This window comes from Erythrobacter sp. JB3-1 (genome assembly GCF_057364995.1).
Map to the genome: position 1 here is coordinate 1,950,407 of NZ_CP200289.1, position 14,437 is coordinate 1,964,843.

General features: G+C 59.2%; 15 protein-coding genes. 6 read left to right on the forward strand and 9 right to left on the reverse strand.

Going from position 1 to position 14,437, the window contains the following annotated elements:
- Positions 1-40 precede the first annotated feature (40 nt).
- The 6 genes from ppsR to AC0V6M_RS09210 all read left to right on the forward strand — a co-directional run bounded on the left by ppsR (position 41) and on the right by AC0V6M_RS09210 (position 5,740).
- On the forward strand, positions 41-1,465 hold the full coding sequence (ppsR, locus tag AC0V6M_RS09185; protein ID WP_486138514.1) for a transcriptional regulator PpsR: 1,425 nt from the start codon (positions 41-43) through the stop codon (positions 1,463-1,465).
- A gap of 80 nt (positions 1,466-1,545) precedes the next feature.
- The gene (gene chlG / locus AC0V6M_RS09190; RefSeq protein ID WP_486138515.1) at positions 1,546-2,448 is read left to right on the forward strand and encodes a chlorophyll synthase ChlG; all 903 of its coding nucleotides are present in this window, start codon (positions 1,546-1,548) and stop codon (positions 2,446-2,448) included.
- Positions 2,448-3,791 carry a BCD family MFS transporter gene (locus AC0V6M_RS09195; protein ID WP_486138516.1) on the forward strand — a complete coding sequence of 448 codons (1,344 nt, stop codon included), beginning with the start codon at positions 2,448-2,450 and terminating at the stop codon, positions 3,789-3,791. The genes chlG and AC0V6M_RS09195 overlap by 1 nt, the downstream gene beginning before the upstream one ends.
- On the forward strand, positions 3,788-4,981 hold the full coding sequence (locus tag AC0V6M_RS09200; protein ID WP_486138517.1) for a geranylgeranyl diphosphate reductase: 1,194 nt from the start codon (positions 3,788-3,790) through the stop codon (positions 4,979-4,981). Before AC0V6M_RS09195 ends, AC0V6M_RS09200 begins: the two co-directional genes overlap by 4 nt.
- Positions 4,981-5,463: a TspO/MBR family protein gene (locus AC0V6M_RS09205; RefSeq protein WP_486138518.1), complete on the forward strand. Its 483-nt coding sequence runs from the start codon at positions 4,981-4,983 to the stop codon at positions 5,461-5,463. Before AC0V6M_RS09200 ends, AC0V6M_RS09205 begins: the two co-directional genes overlap by 1 nt.
- Complete coding sequence (locus tag AC0V6M_RS09210) at positions 5,456-5,740, forward strand: hypothetical protein (RefSeq protein ID WP_486138519.1); 285 nt, start codon at positions 5,456-5,458, stop codon at positions 5,738-5,740. The genes AC0V6M_RS09205 and AC0V6M_RS09210 overlap by 8 nt, the downstream gene beginning before the upstream one ends.
- A gap of 163 nt (positions 5,741-5,903) precedes the next feature.
- On the opposite strand, the gene pufM is transcribed toward AC0V6M_RS09210, so the two are convergent.
- The 9 genes from pufM to AC0V6M_RS09255 all read right to left on the reverse strand — a co-directional run bounded on the left by pufM (position 5,904) and on the right by AC0V6M_RS09255 (position 14,408).
- Positions 5,904-6,827, reverse strand: coding sequence for a photosynthetic reaction center subunit M (pufM, locus tag AC0V6M_RS09215; RefSeq protein WP_486138520.1), 924 nt, complete (start codon positions 6,825-6,827; stop codon positions 5,904-5,906).
- A 13-nt stretch (positions 6,828-6,840) separates the two neighbouring features.
- Complete coding sequence (gene pufL / locus AC0V6M_RS09220; RefSeq protein WP_486138521.1) at positions 6,841-7,662, reverse strand: photosynthetic reaction center subunit L; 822 nt, start codon at positions 7,660-7,662, stop codon at positions 6,841-6,843.
- A 94-nt stretch (positions 7,663-7,756) separates the two neighbouring features.
- On the reverse strand, positions 7,757-7,945 hold the full coding sequence (gene pufA / locus AC0V6M_RS09225; RefSeq protein WP_486138522.1) for a light-harvesting antenna LH1, alpha subunit: 189 nt from the start codon (positions 7,943-7,945) through the stop codon (positions 7,757-7,759).
- A 23-nt stretch (positions 7,946-7,968) separates the two neighbouring features.
- Positions 7,969-8,133, reverse strand: coding sequence for a light-harvesting antenna LH1, beta subunit (gene pufB / locus AC0V6M_RS09230; RefSeq protein WP_472642893.1), 165 nt, complete (start codon positions 8,131-8,133; stop codon positions 7,969-7,971).
- Between the two features lie 133 nt (positions 8,134-8,266).
- The gene (gene bchZ / locus AC0V6M_RS09235; protein ID WP_486138523.1) at positions 8,267-9,712 is read right to left on the reverse strand and encodes a chlorophyllide a reductase subunit Z; all 1,446 of its coding nucleotides are present in this window, start codon (positions 9,710-9,712) and stop codon (positions 8,267-8,269) included.
- Entirely contained in the window at positions 9,709-11,250 is a 1,542-nt protein-coding gene (gene bchY, locus AC0V6M_RS09240; RefSeq protein WP_486138524.1) for a chlorophyllide a reductase subunit Y, read from the reverse strand. The genes bchZ and bchY overlap by 4 nt, the downstream gene beginning before the upstream one ends.
- Positions 11,250-12,239 carry a chlorophyllide a reductase iron protein subunit X gene (locus tag AC0V6M_RS09245; RefSeq protein WP_486138525.1) on the reverse strand — a complete coding sequence of 330 codons (990 nt, stop codon included), beginning with the start codon at positions 12,237-12,239 and terminating at the stop codon, positions 11,250-11,252. The genes bchY and AC0V6M_RS09245 overlap by 1 nt, the downstream gene beginning before the upstream one ends.
- Positions 12,236-12,955, reverse strand: a complete 720-nt coding sequence (gene bchC / locus AC0V6M_RS09250; RefSeq protein WP_486138526.1) for a chlorophyll synthesis pathway protein BchC — start codon at positions 12,953-12,955, stop codon at positions 12,236-12,238. The genes AC0V6M_RS09245 and bchC overlap by 4 nt, the downstream gene beginning before the upstream one ends.
- 331 nt (positions 12,956-13,286) lie before the next feature.
- Positions 13,287-14,408 (reverse strand): methyltransferase, encoded by a 1,122-nt coding sequence (locus tag AC0V6M_RS09255; protein ID WP_486138527.1) that lies wholly within the window; start codon positions 14,406-14,408, stop codon positions 13,287-13,289.
- Between the last annotated feature and the right edge of the window lie 29 nt (positions 14,409-14,437).

Below are 14,437 nucleotides of genomic sequence, written 5' to 3' on the forward strand. Positions count from 1 at the left end.
GATTACGAGTGTGCATCAAACGCAATAGACTAGATTGCGCATGTTAACGCGCAAACATAGTATCGAGGGCAAGAGCCCTTTCGGTGATGCAGCGGAGTTGTTCGATTCGCTGGATGCCGATGCCGCCATGAAATTGGCCATGGTGGCGGGGGATATCACGCTCGTTCTTGATGATACTGGCACGATTTTGGATGCTGCCTACGATCCTGAACATTATCCAGGGCTGGAAAACCTCACCGGGAGCAATTGGATTGATACGGTAACGGTTGAAAGCCGTCCGAAGATCATGGAAATGCTGGCGGCGGCGCGCCGTGGCGAGGTTCAGCATTGGCGTCAAGTAAACCACACGGTCCGCGATGGCGATGTGCCGATTCGCTATGTCGTGGTCAGCGTAAATGGCGGCGAGCACCGCATAGCCTTTGGCCGCGACCTGCGTGAGGCGGCAAAACTCCAGCAGCGCCTCCTTCAAGTTCAACAATCGCTAGAGCGTGATTACCTGCGGATGCGTCAGGTTGAGACGCGTTACCGCATGCTGTTCGATATCTCTGGCGAGCCGGTTGTGATCGTCGATGTCTCCTCGCAGCGCGTGCGAGAGGCCAATCCGGCCGCGCATGATCTGCTTGGCGCGCGCGCAGGCTCTTTGGTTGGCAAGAAGCTGCTTTCCCTATTTGATCGCAATTCGCGTGACGATGTCTTGGCACTCACCGGTTCTGCGTTGGTCTCCGACAGTGTCTCCCCGGTGGAGGTTGTCCTGTCAAAAGGCAGCACGCCGACGGTTTTGGCGGCCTCGGGCTTTACTCAGGACCGCGTCCAATATCTGCTGCTGCGCCTGAATCCAGTCGCGCAAGATGAGGTGGCTGCTGAGGCCTCGCCAGTACAGAACATTGTCGACCAAATGCCTGATGCGTTCGTCGTGGCTGACCGCGATATGCAACTTGTCAGCGCCAATCTCGCCTTTGTTGAGCTGGTGCAGGCGGCGAGCGTTGATCGGCTGCGCGGTCGGCATCTGTCCGAATGGATTGGCCGTCCAGGTATCGATCTTGAGCTGATCACGGGACAGATCGACCAGCACGGATCGGCCCGCAATGTCAGCACCGTTCTGCGCGCGAGCAGCGAAGATGCTGGCGAGCCGGTGGAGCTATCGGCCGTCGTCAGCGGCGATGATGAAGCGCATTTTGGCTTCGTAATCCGCCCGATTGGTCGCCGACTGCGCGATCTGCCACCGGGCTCTGAAGATTTGCCGCGTTCCGTTGATCAACTCACTGATCTGGTTGGCCGAATGCCGCTCAAAGACATTGTGCGTGAAAGCACCGATCTGATCGAGCGATTGTGCATCGAGGCAGCGCTGTCTTACACCTCGGACAATCGCGCATCCGCCGCCGAGATCCTCGGCCTTTCGCGCCAAAGCCTCTACTCCAAGCTGCACCGGCATGGATTGGGCAATTTAGCGGCTGAAAACGACTAGTTCTTTGCAAAGTTTGCAAGCGACTGGCAAAAGTGTCAAAATAATTTGACGCATTGAAGTGTCAGGCATAGCCTGCGCTTATGCAGCGATCTGCGACCTCGATTCACCATGCACCGATTCCGGCGCTTCCTGATGTTGTTCAGCTTCTAAAGCCGATTACCTGGTTTCCACCGATGTGGGCTTTCATGTGCGGTGCGGTGTCTTCCGGCGCGAGCATGGACGACCGCTGGCTGTTCGTGGCCGCTGGTATCATCCTCGCAGGACCATTGGTGTGCGGGACCAGCCAGGCGGTGAACGATTGGTTTGATCGCCATGTTGATGCCATCAACGAACCAGACCGGCCCATTCCATCGGGGCGCATTGCGGGCCGCTGGGGTTTGTACGTGGCGATAGCTGGCACCGTTTTATCGGCGATAGTTGCAGGGCTGCTCGGCCCGTGGGTTTTGGTTGCCGGACTGGTTGGCCTAGGCCTTGCCTGGGCATACAGCGCGCCGCCATTCCGTCTCAAATCCAGCGGCTGGGCTGGGCCTGCCGTGGTTGGCCTGACCTATGAAGGGCTCGGCTGGTTCACCGGGGCGAGCGTAATGACCGGCGCCTTGCCGTCCGCGCAGGTGCTCATCGTACTGGCGCTCTACAGCGTGGGCGCGCACGGCATTATGACGCTCAACGACTTTAAAGCGGTGGAGGGCGATCGCCAGACGGGACTCAAGTCTCTGCCTGTTACTCTCGGGGTTAAGAACGCCGCGCGATTGGCCTGCGTTGTAATGGCGGCGGCGCAAGCGATTGTTATCGCACTGCTTGCGTATTGGGGCCTGACGGCTTCGGCCATTGCTGTTTCTGTCCTGCTGCTCGCGCAGTTGGCGGCGATGCCGCGCCTACTCAGTAATCCTGCGAAATACGCGCCTTGGTACAACGCCATAGGGGTGCTGCTCTATGTGCTCGGCATGTTGGCTGCCGCGTTGGGGCTGGGGGGATATATCTGATGGTGAGCGGCGCATCATCCGCACGCGGCCTCGGCTGGTTTGCGATTGCCCGGATCGGCGTGGTTCAAGCCAGCATTGGGGCGATTGTGATGCTGGCGACCTCGCTGCTCAACCGCGTGATGGTGGTAGAATATTCGCTCGCGGCGGCGATCCCCGCCGGGCTCGTTGCTTGGCACTACGCTGTGCAATTAGGGCGCCCATTGTTTGGCCATGGATCGGACAAGGGGCGCAAGCGCACGCCTTGGATCTTGGGCGGCATCATAGTGCTCGCTGCTGGGGCTATGTTGGCGATCAATGCGACTGTTATGATGGACAGCAACCGTAGCTTAGCGATTGGACTCGCGATTCTGGGCTTTACTCTGATTGGAGCAGGCGTGGGCGCAAGCGGAACCTCGGCGCTGGCGCTCCTGGCCTCCGGCGTTGCTCCGGGACGGCGAGCGGCTGCGGCGGCGACCACATGGATCATGATGGTGGCCGGGATTGTCATTTCCGCCGCCACCGCTGGCACATTGCTCAAGCCCGCTTTTCCTGATGAGCCGTTTTCGCCTGATGGCTTGGTCAGTGTCGCGAGCGGTGTCGCGATCGCAGCGGTGATCGCCACTGCGCTGGCAGTCATCCGGCTGGAGCCTGCGCGGCAGATCTTCGCTGAGACAGCCAAGGACGAACCGACTCCGGATTTCCGCGCCGCACTGGCGGAGATTTATGCGGAACCCGCCGCGCGCCGTTTCACTGTTTTCATCTTCGTCTCAATGCTGGCCTACAGCATGCAGGATCTGATCCTGGAGCCGTTTGCTGGCCTCGTGTTTGATATGTCACCCGGCGCTTCGACCCAGCTTTCCAGCATGCAGCATGGTGGTATTCTGCTCGGCATGATCCTCGCTGGAATTGGCGGCAGCGCCTTTGCTGGGCGCATGCCAGTCGACCTCAAAATCTGGATCGTCACCGGCTGTGTAGGATCGGCGATTGCTCTTTCTGGCCTCGCCATGGCCGCTGTTTACGGTCCGGGATGGCCGCTCGCTGCCAATGTCTTTGCGCTCGGGTTTTGCAACGGCGTGTTCGCGGTTGCTGCTATCGGCGCAATGATGGGCCTCGCGGGATCGGGCGAGAAAACCCGCGAAGGTGTGCGCATGGGCGTGTGGGGTGCAAGCCAAGCGATCGCCTTTGGTCTGGGCGGCCTCCTCGGTGCGCTCGGTGTCGATTTCGCTCGCCGCGCCAATCAGGGTGACGGCGATGCCTTCCAATTGATTTTCGCGCTCGAAGCCGGGCTCTTCATCATCGCTGCTGGGCTGGCGCTGCGCGCCACCCGCCGTGTTCATCCCTCGCAAAAACAGGTGTTCGCATGACTGAGACGATCTATGATGCTGTCATTGTTGGTGGCGGCCCATCAGGGGCGACGGCGGCTGATGATCTGGCGCGGGCCGGTCATTCTGTCTTGCTGATGGAGCGGGGCGGGCGGATCAAGCCATGCGGCGGTGCCGTGCCGCCACGCTTAATGGAAGATTTCGAAATTCCGCAAAGTCTGCTGGTTGCGCGCGCACGCTCAGCGCGCATGATTGCGCCTTCGAACCGCGCCGTAGATATGCCAGTTGGCGAGATTGGCTATGTCGGTATGGTCGACCGCGAAGAGTTTGACGAATGGCTGCGCGAGCGCGCGGTTAAAAGCGGCGCAGAGCGGCTGCAAGCGACCTTTGAGCGGATTGAGCGCGATGAGGAGGAAGGCACAATCGTGCGCTTTCGTAGGGAACGCGGCGGAAAGATAGAGCAAGTGCGTGCGCGGCTCGTGATTGGCGCGGATGGTGCCCGCTCCGCGGTTGCCAAACAGAGCATTCCGGGCGCTGAAAAGGTCCCTTGCGTGTTCGCCTATCACGAGATCATTCAATCCCCGGAGCATGCGAATGACGCCTATGATCCGGCACGCTGCGACGTTTTCTATCAAGGCAAACTCTCGCCCGATTTCTACGCCTGGGTGTTTCCGCATGGTAAAACTGCCAGCATTGGCGTGGGCAGCGCAAACAAGGGCTTTTCCCTGCGCGGCGCGGTGACAACCATGCGCGACGAGCTCGATCTGGCTAAGTGCGAGACAGTTCGCCGTGAGGGCGCGCCGATCCCGCTCAAACCGCTCAAACGCTGGGACAATGGCCGCGATGTCATCGTCGCGGGCGATGCGGCAGGCATTGTTGCCCCAGCATCGGGTGAGGGCATTTATTATGCCATGATCGGCGGACGCTATGTGGCGGAGGCCGCGCATGCGTTTCTGGCGACCGGCGAGGTCAAGGCCCTGCGCCAGGCGCGTAAGCACTTTATGAAAGAACATGGCAAAGTGTTCTGGGTCCTCGGGATTATGCAATATTTCTGGTATTCTAGCGACAAGCGGCGTGAGCGATTTGTGACTATGTGCGCCGACAAAGACGTGCAGCAGTTGACTTGGCAGGCCTATATGAATAAGCGGCTGGTTCGCTCCAAGCCGATGGCGCATGTCCGAATATTCCTTAAAGACTGCGCGCATCTGCTGGGGCTGAAGGCGGCCGCTTAATGGGTAAAGTCTGGGTTCTACCGGTCGTCATCGCCAGCATCGCTGCGATTGCGGTGGCAATGCTGGGCGCGACGATCACCGATCTTGGCCCGTGGTATCAGTCGCTTGAAAAGCCGAGCTGGAACCCGCCCGATCAGCTGTTCCCAATCGCCTGGACGATCATCTTCGCCTTTGTGACCGCTTCGGCCGTTTCTGCTTGGCTCGCCGCACCGACCCGCCGGGTATCGGACGTGCTGATTTGTTTGTTCTCGCTCAATGCGTTCCTCAACATCACCTGGAGTCTGATCTTCTTCAGGATCCAGCGACCAGACTTGGCTTTCATCGAGCTGTTGCTGCTGTGGCTGTCGATCCTCGCGCTCATTGTGTATTCTTACCGATATTCGAAGGCAGCCAGCCTGTTGCTGGTGCCCTATCTGATCTGGGTAACGATTGCCGGGGCGCTCAATTGGCAAGTGATTGAGCTCAACGGGCCATTTGGCTGACCTTCCATCCATGATGAGCGGCTTTTTCCAGTCTGGGCACGCTGCCGATTTGGTGCTGGCGGTGCTTGCATGTGAGGCGTTGTGGCTAAAGTCACGCGGCTGGACATGGGGCGAGTTCCTCGCCCTACTGGGACCGGCGGTGTTTTTGGTGCTTGGGGTGAGGGCCGCTCTGGTGGAAGCCGCGTGGTATTGGGTGGCGCTGCCGCTGGCGCTTTCGCTGCCGCTGCATCTGATTGATTTGCGCGCGAGGTTCGCCGCGCGTTCTGGCCGAGACTAGCACCTCCCCCAAATGCGCGAATCCGCCGCAATTCACGTTCTTTGTAGGCAAAGAAAAACCCGGCCCCTGATCAGGAACAGGAGCCGGGTTCCCTTTTAGCGAGCTCTACCCGTCGGGAGAGGAGGCGGGGGCCCGCTCGGGCCGCGCTAGGCCTGACTACTCGTTATTCTGGTGCGTAATGATGTTCCTGTGCCCACAGGTACCAATTGTCGACCACCGTGCCGGTCAGCAGGATGCCGATCCCGCCGGTGAAGGTCGTCAGCACTGCGAACCACCAAGCCCAGCGGTGGATTGATTCCATCGTGGCGTTAAAGCCCATCGTCCAGCGCCAGAACAAGCCGGCGCGCTCTGATGCTGTGCCGCGATCCGTGATCTGCTCGATCTCGCGCTCACCGCCATAGCGGCCAACCGCCAGGATCGTCGCGCCGTGCATGGCAAACAACAGGGCCGAGCCATAGAGGAATGCGATCGATAAAGCGTGGAACGGATTGTAGAACAGGTTCCCGTAAATCAGCGAGAAATTGTTGGTCCAATCAAGGTGCGAGAAAATGCCATATGGCACCGCCTCGGCCCAGCCGCCCATCAGCAGTGGACGGATAAAGCCAAGCACCAGGAACAGCCAGATCGCGCTCGCAAAGGCCCATGGAATGTGCATGCCCATGCCCAGCGCTTTTGCTCTGGTGTAGGTCCGCGCCCACCAGCACAATACGGAGATGGTAAGGAATGCGCCGGTCATGATAAACCAGCCGCCTTCATTCAGAGGGACAAATGGGCTGAAGCCATATTCTGGGCCAGGAGGGTCTAGCGAGAGCCAGAAGAACTCGCGCATGAAACCCTGCGGGCTCCAATTGACCTGCGCGGCCATGTTGAGGCCGATGATTATGATCGCTGCACCGCCAAAAGCGAGCGCGATCATGCCCAGCCAGCCAAGATAGAATGGCCCGATCTGAGCCTGTCCGATCTTACCTGCCCAATAGCTGTAGAAGGTATCGTTGATCCGATCTTCGTTTCCAGCCGGCAGAGCAACGCCCATTTCAGGGGCCGCTTTGACCTGGATTTGAGTGAAGATATTTTGATAGCGTAGCATTATCAGGTTCTCCTCAAGACCAGATCGGGATGGCTTTCCAGAAATCCCAGAATTCGACCCGGCTGCCGACGTACAATGGGCCAGCGATCACGATGCAGGCCGCGCTCCAGAATCCGGCGTTTAGCGCCAGGATCAGGCCGACCCGGTGAATGCCCAAAGTGCCGACCGAATAGCCGATGAAATCACGGAAATAGGTGTCTTCATATTCCGGCGATTTCACCTCAGTGCCCTTTTCAGGGTTCACCGCAGAGAGCACCAACGAGCCGTGCAAAGCTAGCGCAAGACACGTCGTAAAGAAGAACGTGATCGCGATCATATGCAGCGGATTGTAGTGGAAGTTCACATATTGATAGCCGACGTTAGAGACCCAATCCAAGTGGGTCCAAATCCCGTATGGGAAACCGTGGCCCCATGCGCCCATCAAGACGGGGCGAATAACCACTAAGGTTACGTAAGCGAGCACGGCAAAGCTAAATGCGAACGGGACATGCAGCCCCATGCCCAGCTTGCGCGATATCTCAACTTGCCTCAGCGCCCACGACCCAAAGGCCACGATCGCGCAGGCTGTAATGACTTGCCAATAGCCGCCTTCATTGAGCGGCATCAGCTTAAGACCGGCCTCAATGGCTGGAGGATCGATTGAGATCAGCCACGGGTTCAGGGTTGGCCCCTGAGCCGCAGAGGCAAAGATCAACATGGTCCCCAGCAGCGCACTGATCGCCGCTGTCACCCCGAAAAATCCGACGTAAAATGGCCCTACCCAGAAGTCGAAGAGATCCCCTCCGATCAAGGTACCACCACGCACACGGTATTTGCGCTCGAAACTAAGGAGCATAAATCCATCCTCCCCACCAAGACGGCAGGTTCTTCTCGTGTTCGTTAAGTTGTTGGAGGCAGGCGAACCTGCCTCCACACTTGTGAAAGCTCGACTAGCCGGAGGCTTCCGAGCTTGCGATCACTGCAGCTGCTTGTGACGCCCCCGAACTAGGCCCATCGAGCCAGTTGTAGCGGTCCGTGCTAAGCAGAATGAAGTGGATGCTAAAGGCCAGCACAGCCAAGCCCACATGCAGGGCAACTAGCACCCGGCGAACATCAAATTGATGCCAAATTCTCCACATAGGTAATTCCTATCTTTTGATTATTAGGGGATCGGAAGCCAAGGCTTGTTAATCCAAAGCAAAAGGTGAGCGACGACAGCAATGCCAACGTATAGAGCGAAGGTGCCCATAAATGCTTTATGGATCTCCTTGGCTTCTTCGTCGGTCAGATACGTGCCAACGCTCGGGCGATCAGCCGGATCGTTCATCGGTATTCTCCGTATTCAGTTGTTGGAGTGAGGGCATAACTGCCCCCGACGATATCCCCGCGTGATCCCCCACGTGGATTTGGGAGCCTGTTTCCAGGCAATCTTGTAAATTGGTTGGTCCGCTTGGCGCTCATCATGCGCTTTCCCCTTCGAGAAGCGCGTCCGCGAGGCAATCTGCGGTGACGATGGTGTTGCTACGGCTACGGGCTGACCGTTCGGCGGCATCGCGCAGGCGTTTGGCTGCGGAAATGCGGATCAGGACCGGCTGCGCTTCGACCAGCTCATCGAGCTTGGTCTTGGCTGCCGCGTCCCAGGTCAACTCGGTCAGCTCGCGTGCCGGAGTTGCAGGCACTTTGTCCATCTCTGTGCCCAGCGGCAGAATGTGGAACAGCGCGTCAAACAGCGCATTGCACACCTCTTGAACGAGGTAGGTTGCGCCCGAATAGCCCATGAACGGCGTACCAGTGTGACGGCGGATGGCTGCCCCTGGGAAGCTTGCAGGAATATAGATCCCGCGCGCGCCGCATTCGGCCATATACATCCGCTCATTATAACTGCCGAACACCACCAGCGGCGGGTTGGCGGCAATGGCTGCGCGCACATCTTCGTTCTTGGGTTTGACCCCGGCGCTGCGTGAAAAGGCGAAGGCGCATGGCAGGCCCATGTCGTCATCGAGGAAATGCTGGATGCCGCGCGCATAGGTCTCGTTTGCGACGATCCCAAAGTTCGCGGTGCCAAAGAAGTCTTGAGTGACGGAGCGCCACAGATCCCACAATGGCTTGATTGTCGTGTGCTTCTCACGCTCGATGAAGGGCTCTGGGTCTAGGCCTAACTCCGCAGCCAAGGCGCGCAGGAATTTGGTGGTTGAGGATAGCCCGACCGGCGCTTGGAAATAGGGTCGCTCCAAGGTTTCGCACAGATTGCGGCCAAACTCGCGGTACATGCAGACATTGGCGTCTGACATGCCAAGCTGGCGAATGTCAGCAAGGTGGCTGCCGAGCGGGAATACCATGCCAACTTCTGCGCCAATCCCCTCGATCAGGCGCCGGATTTCGGCGAGATCGGAGGGCATGTTGAACATGCCATAGGACGGACCGATGATGTTGACGCGCGGTTTCTCGCCTTCTTTGCGAACGCGCGGCTTAGGCGTCTTCTTAGGCCCAAACTCGGTCCACAGCCAGGTGAGCGCGCGGTCGGCACTTTCCCACTGGTCTTCATCGATTGTACGCGGCAGGAACCGCTTGATATTGGTGCCTTCCGGCGTCACGCCGCCGCCAATCATCTCCGCGATGGAACCGGTGACAACAACCGCAGGCAGTTCTGGATCGAGCGTTTCCCAAGCGCGCTTCATCGCGCCTTCTGTGCCCGTTTTACCTAGCTCCTCTTCGCCCAGGCCCGTGACTACGATGGGAAGCTCATGCGGGGGCAGGGCATCGGTGTAATGCAGCACGGATGTGACCGGCAGGTTCTCGCACCCAACCGGGCCATCGATGATGACTTGTAGGCCTTTGACCGCCGTAAAGACGTAAGTGGCACCCCAATATCCGCCAGCGCGGTCGTGATCGAGAACGAGGGTCATGTGCCCACCGCCTCGGCCGCCTTGCGGGCCGCTTCGTTAAGTGCCGCGTATTTCTTGCGGAATTTCGGACGATCAATTGGTGTGTCTTCCCAGACGCCCGCCGCGTGTTCTGTGCCGACCCCTTCGAAGAAGTCGCGCATCTTATCGAACCGGGCCTTGTTGCCCATTGCCGCATTGATGACTTGAGCGAGACTGCCTGCACCTGCCGGACCCATCAGAGGCCGGGCCGAGATTAGGTTGGTGAAGTATAGCGAGGGAATTGCTTTCGCCTTGGCATGTTGGACCACCGGAGTGGTGCCAATCGCAAGATCAGGGCGAAATTCAGAGATCGCCGCAATGTCTTCTTCCAGGCTAGCGCGGAAGTTCACCCGCACGCCGTGCGCCTCCAACCATTCGCGGTCCGGATCGGACCAGCGCGTTTGCGGGCATGCACTGCCGATATAGGGCACATCTGCGCCGCTTTCGATCAGCAGGCGGGCGACGAGTAGCTCAGACCCTTCATAGCCAGACACTGTGATGCGGCCATTGATCGGAGCGGAGGCGAGTGCGCCTTTGATTGCGCCGACCATTGTGTCTTTGACGCCGTCGACCTTGCTTTGCGCGAGACCCAAGGTTTGCCCAAGGGAGTCGAGCCATGCAGCGGTGCCGTCTGCTCCGACAGGTGCGGAGCCGATGATCGGGCGACCAGCCTTCTCAAATTCGCGGATGCTGGCGGTGTAGAATGGGTGGATTGCGGCGACGACCGCGCAATCTAGCGCAGAGTAAAGCTCGCGCCATTCGCGCGTTGGCACAACTGGGCCAGCGGCCAATCCTAGCGGCTCTAGCATTTGTCCAATGCCAACAGGGTCGGCTGGGAACATCTCGCCCAGCAAGGTAACACTTGGCTTGTCCGTCCGCTCTGCGGGCGCAGCAACGGGGCCAGCGGCCACTTCCTCGCGTGCATATTGCAGCATCGCGCCAGCGAGGACGTCTTTCGCCTCGGCGTGGGTGGGAATGCCAAAGCCGGGCACATCAATGCCAACAATGCGTACGCCATTTATCTGTTTCTTCAGCAGCCGCAGCGGCACGCCGCTCGCGGTGGGAACGCACAGATTGGTGACGATAATCGTGTCATATTGCTCAGGATCGGCGAGGTCTTCGACCGCTTCCTTGATGTCCTCGAACAGCTTACCCGTGACCAGTGTCTCGCTGCTGAACGGGACATAACCCACCGTCCGGCGCGCACCGTAGAAATGCGAGGTGAAGGTGAGGCCGTAAACACAGCAAGCCGAGCCGGAAAGCACGGTCGCTGTACGGCGCATGCGAAGGCCCACTCGGAGTGACCCGAAGGCGGGGCACATGCTTTGCGGTTGGTCATGCGGGCCGACCGGATAATCGGCTTCGTATTGATCGAGAATATCACTCTTGCCAGCAGCGCGTGCGGCTTCGCGCATGGTCTCGCCGCTGGAGCACGCGCCACCTTCGGGCGCTGACGCAGCCAGGTCGAGCGTGTCGCGATTGCGACCTATATCTGGGTTCGAGGCGGGAGCGTCTGTCATCAGATTTCGTCGTAAATGACCTCGAGCGATGGTTTTTCTTCGAATACGCCGCCGCGCATATCAGCCTGAGTGGCAGGCACGAGCTCGACGTTGCCGCCGGTGTCCTCTGGCGAGAACAGGCCGAGCAGACCGTCTTGATCAAGCGGGTTTGGCTGCAATGGCGGTGCAGTTTCGACATTGGTTGCCAGCGTTTCGAACAGGCTCGCCCATTCGCCGCCGGGCTTGCCGATGATTTGATAATTGGCGGATTTTCGGCGAATATCTTCGTCCGCTGGGATCGCCGTGAGCACAGGGATATCGACCGCTTTCGCAAAGGCCTGAGCCTCGCCCGTGCCATCGTCCTTGTTCACGATCATGCCGGCTACCCCGACATTTCCGCCCATTTTGCGGAAATACTCAACCGCATGGCAGACGTTGTTAGCGACATAGAGGGATTGCAGATCGTTCGAGCCGACCACGATAACCTTTTGGCACATGTCCCGCGCGATCGGCAGGCCGAAGCCGCCGCAAACGACATCTCCGAGGAAGTCGAGCAGGACATAGTCAAAGCCCCATTCGTGGAAGCCTAGTTTTTCCAGCAGCTCAAAGCCGTGAATGATGCCGCGTCCGCCGCAGCCCCGGCCGACCTCAGGCCCGCCAAGCTCCATCGCGAATACGCCGTCGCGTTGGAAACAGACATCCTCAATGTTCACTTCCTCGCCCGCGAGTTTTTTCTTCGAAGAGGTTTCAATAATCGTCGGACAGCTTTTGCCGCCGAACAGCAGGCTGGTCGTGTCCGACTTTGGGTCGCAGCCGATCAGCAGCACGCGTTTGCCCTGCTGCGCCATCATGTAGCTCAGGTTGGAAAGCGCAAAGCTCTTGCCCGAGCCGCCTTTGCCGTAAATCGCGATAACCTGCGTTTCGCTTGTCACTTCGCCGGTGTGAACGGGATCGGGCTCTTGGTCTGCCTCTTCGCGCAGTGCTTCAGCCTGTGTTTCGAGCATTGTCATGCGCAGCCCCTCCAATCGAGAACCATTTTTAGGCAGTCGGGATCGCCGAATGCGCGTGGGTAAGCCTCTGATGCGTCGGCGGCAGAGCGCCGGTCACTGATCAATCCGGAAAGGTCGAGCTTGCCGCTTTCGATCAGCGCGCAGGTTTGCGTGAGATCATCCGGCTGCCATTCAGCGGCGATGCGCAGGCGCGCCTCGGTCATGAAGGCAGGGGCAAAATCAAAGCTCAAACGCTTGGAATAAAAGCCGGCGAGGGTGATCTCTCCGCCTTTGGCAAGGCGCGTGATCAGCGTGTCGAGCAGCTTTTCATCGCCGCTCGCATCATAGATCGATGTATAATCGCGTCGCTCATTCAGATCCGGCGCTATCACGCTGTAACCTGATCCGCCTTCGCGGCGACCGGCGTGTGTTTCCCAAACTGTCGGTGCAGCATGGCCCAGCGCGATTGTTAGACGCGCCAGCAAACGACCCAAAACGCCGTGGCCTATAATAAGGTCAGGCGGTGTGCCGCCATTGATTGCGTGGAGCGCGGTTGCGGCAAGCGCATGCAGCACGCCTGCATCGCCCAGCGACTCGGAAACGGTGAAGGCGCGGGTCGATGAGACAACCAGACGCTGCGATGTTCCGCCGAACAATCCGCGCGCCTCGGTGTAGCAATTGGCCCCTGGCACAAACACCCAATCGCCGATCTCGCGATTTGGCCTCAGCGCCCGCATCGACAATGCGGCCGACCGATTCGTACCCTGGCACCAGTGGGTAACCCATCCCTGGAAATTCAGGCATTTGCCCGTTCCAGAGCAGCTTTTCAGTGCCGCCGCTAATGCCGCTAAATGCTGTTTCTACGAGGACGTCGGAAGGCTTTTGTGCGGTCAGCTCAAGCGTCCGGAGCGCTAAGCGCTCTGGTCCCTCAAGTGTGACAGCCAATGCTTCCATCTGGTCCTCTTCCCCTTTGTCGCAATGTCTACGATCAACAGTGGAGGGGTGCTTCCCCTAACTGTCAGGTACGCCGAACAGCACATAGTGTCAAATAAACAAGACAGTTAGTTGTCAGGCTGTCGCGACGATGGCGCCGGACACAACTGGCTGGGGCGTTGAAATGACGCGCGAGCTGGAAAAACCAGCCGTACTCAGCATGGCGCGGATCTCCGGCGCACTACGCGGGCGGCCAGATCCCATTGCCCATAGATAAAGCCCGAAAAACGCATCCCCCATGCCCATTGCGCCGCGCACACCGGCCATGGGCTCGGCGATCAACAGCCGTTTTCCGGGCTGTAATGCTGCACGAATGTTGCGCAGCAATTTTAGCGCCGGTTCGTCATCATGGTCGTGCAATATGCGGCTGAGCGTGATGAGATCGTAGCCTGTGGGTATCGTGTCTTCAAAGAAGTTGCCGCCATGCGTCGTCACCCGCTCCGCGCCCAGTCCCTGCGTTAGCGAGTCGCGCGCCGCATCAGCCACTTCGGGCAGATCGAACAGGCCGAGCCGCGGCTCTGGGTGCGCGGCTCCGATGGCCTTAAGGAACGCGCCGTGTCCGCCGCCGACATCGAGTAGTGATGCAACATCGCTAAAAGAGAAGGCGCAGAGTACTTGTTCAGCGACAAAGTGCTGAGATGTGGCCATAAGCTCGGAATATTCGGCGGTTTCGTCGCCGCGCTCTGCATGGCCATGCAATGCTCCCGCATACGACCAGTATTGCGACAACTCCGTGGGCTCGCTGCGATTCTTGCGTAGCAGGTCGAGCGGGTCGGTCAGGTCGCGGTACAATAGGCGGTGATGACGGATCATCGCCTTTGCGCCCGCATTGCTGTGGAGCGCCGCCCCTTGTTCGCCCAGCATCCAGCGGCCGGGTGCCACCTCCTCTGTCAATTCTAATGCCGCCGCCGCGCGCAGCAATCGCTCCGCAGCAAAGGGTTCGAGCTCGGCAAAGCGGGCAATCTCGCTGAGTTCGCTCGCGCCTTTTGCAAGGCGGTCGATCAGGCCGCTCTCGATCATCGCAAACAGGATTTTCGAATAGGCAAAGCCTGCGATCAGATCGAACATGCCCGCCGCCCGCTTGCGAGCGACGCTGCGCACGAACGGAATGCGGGCGGTCCAATGCTGAAAACTGGGATTACCTATGACGGCATTGCGGCGCGCCGCCCAACGCTCGCGCAGCGTCACAGACGCCATTAGTTTTTGATCCAATTGAGCAACATCTG

Coding starts and splice junctions, on each gene's coding strand:
- ppsR (WP_486138514.1), top strand. CDS start 41: ATGTTAACGCGCAAACATAGTATCGAGGGCAAGAGCCCTTTCGGTGAT.
- chlG (WP_486138515.1), top strand. CDS start 1,546: ATGCAGCGATCTGCGACCTCGATTCACCATGCACCGATTCCGGCGCTT.
- AC0V6M_RS09195 (WP_486138516.1), top strand. CDS start 2,448: ATGGTGAGCGGCGCATCATCCGCACGCGGCCTCGGCTGGTTTGCGATT.
- AC0V6M_RS09200 (WP_486138517.1), top strand. CDS start 3,788: ATGACTGAGACGATCTATGATGCTGTCATTGTTGGTGGCGGCCCATCA.
- AC0V6M_RS09205 (WP_486138518.1), top strand. CDS start 4,981: ATGGGTAAAGTCTGGGTTCTACCGGTCGTCATCGCCAGCATCGCTGCG.
- pufM (WP_486138520.1), bottom strand. CDS start 6,827: ATGCTACGCTATCAAAATATCTTCACTCAAATCCAGGTCAAAGCGGCC.
- pufL (WP_486138521.1), bottom strand. CDS start 7,662: ATGCTCCTTAGTTTCGAGCGCAAATACCGTGTGCGTGGTGGTACCTTG.
- pufA (WP_486138522.1), bottom strand. CDS start 7,945: ATGTGGAGAATTTGGCATCAATTTGATGTTCGCCGGGTGCTAGTTGCC.
- pufB (WP_472642893.1), bottom strand. CDS start 8,133: ATGAACGATCCGGCTGATCGCCCGAGCGTTGGCACGTATCTGACCGAC.
- bchZ (WP_486138523.1), bottom strand. CDS start 9,712: ATGACCCTCGTTCTCGATCACGACCGCGCTGGCGGATATTGGGGTGCC.
- bchY (WP_486138524.1), bottom strand. CDS start 11,250: ATGACAGACGCTCCCGCCTCGAACCCAGATATAGGTCGCAATCGCGAC.
- AC0V6M_RS09245 (WP_486138525.1), bottom strand. CDS start 12,239: ATGACAATGCTCGAAACACAGGCTGAAGCACTGCGCGAAGAGGCAGAC.
- bchC (WP_486138526.1), bottom strand. CDS start 12,955: ATGCGGGCGCTGAGGCCAAATCGCGAGATCGGCGATTGGGTGTTTGTG.
- AC0V6M_RS09255 (WP_486138527.1), bottom strand. CDS start 14,408: ATGGCGTCTGTGACGCTGCGCGAGCGTTGGGCGGCGCGCCGCAATGCC.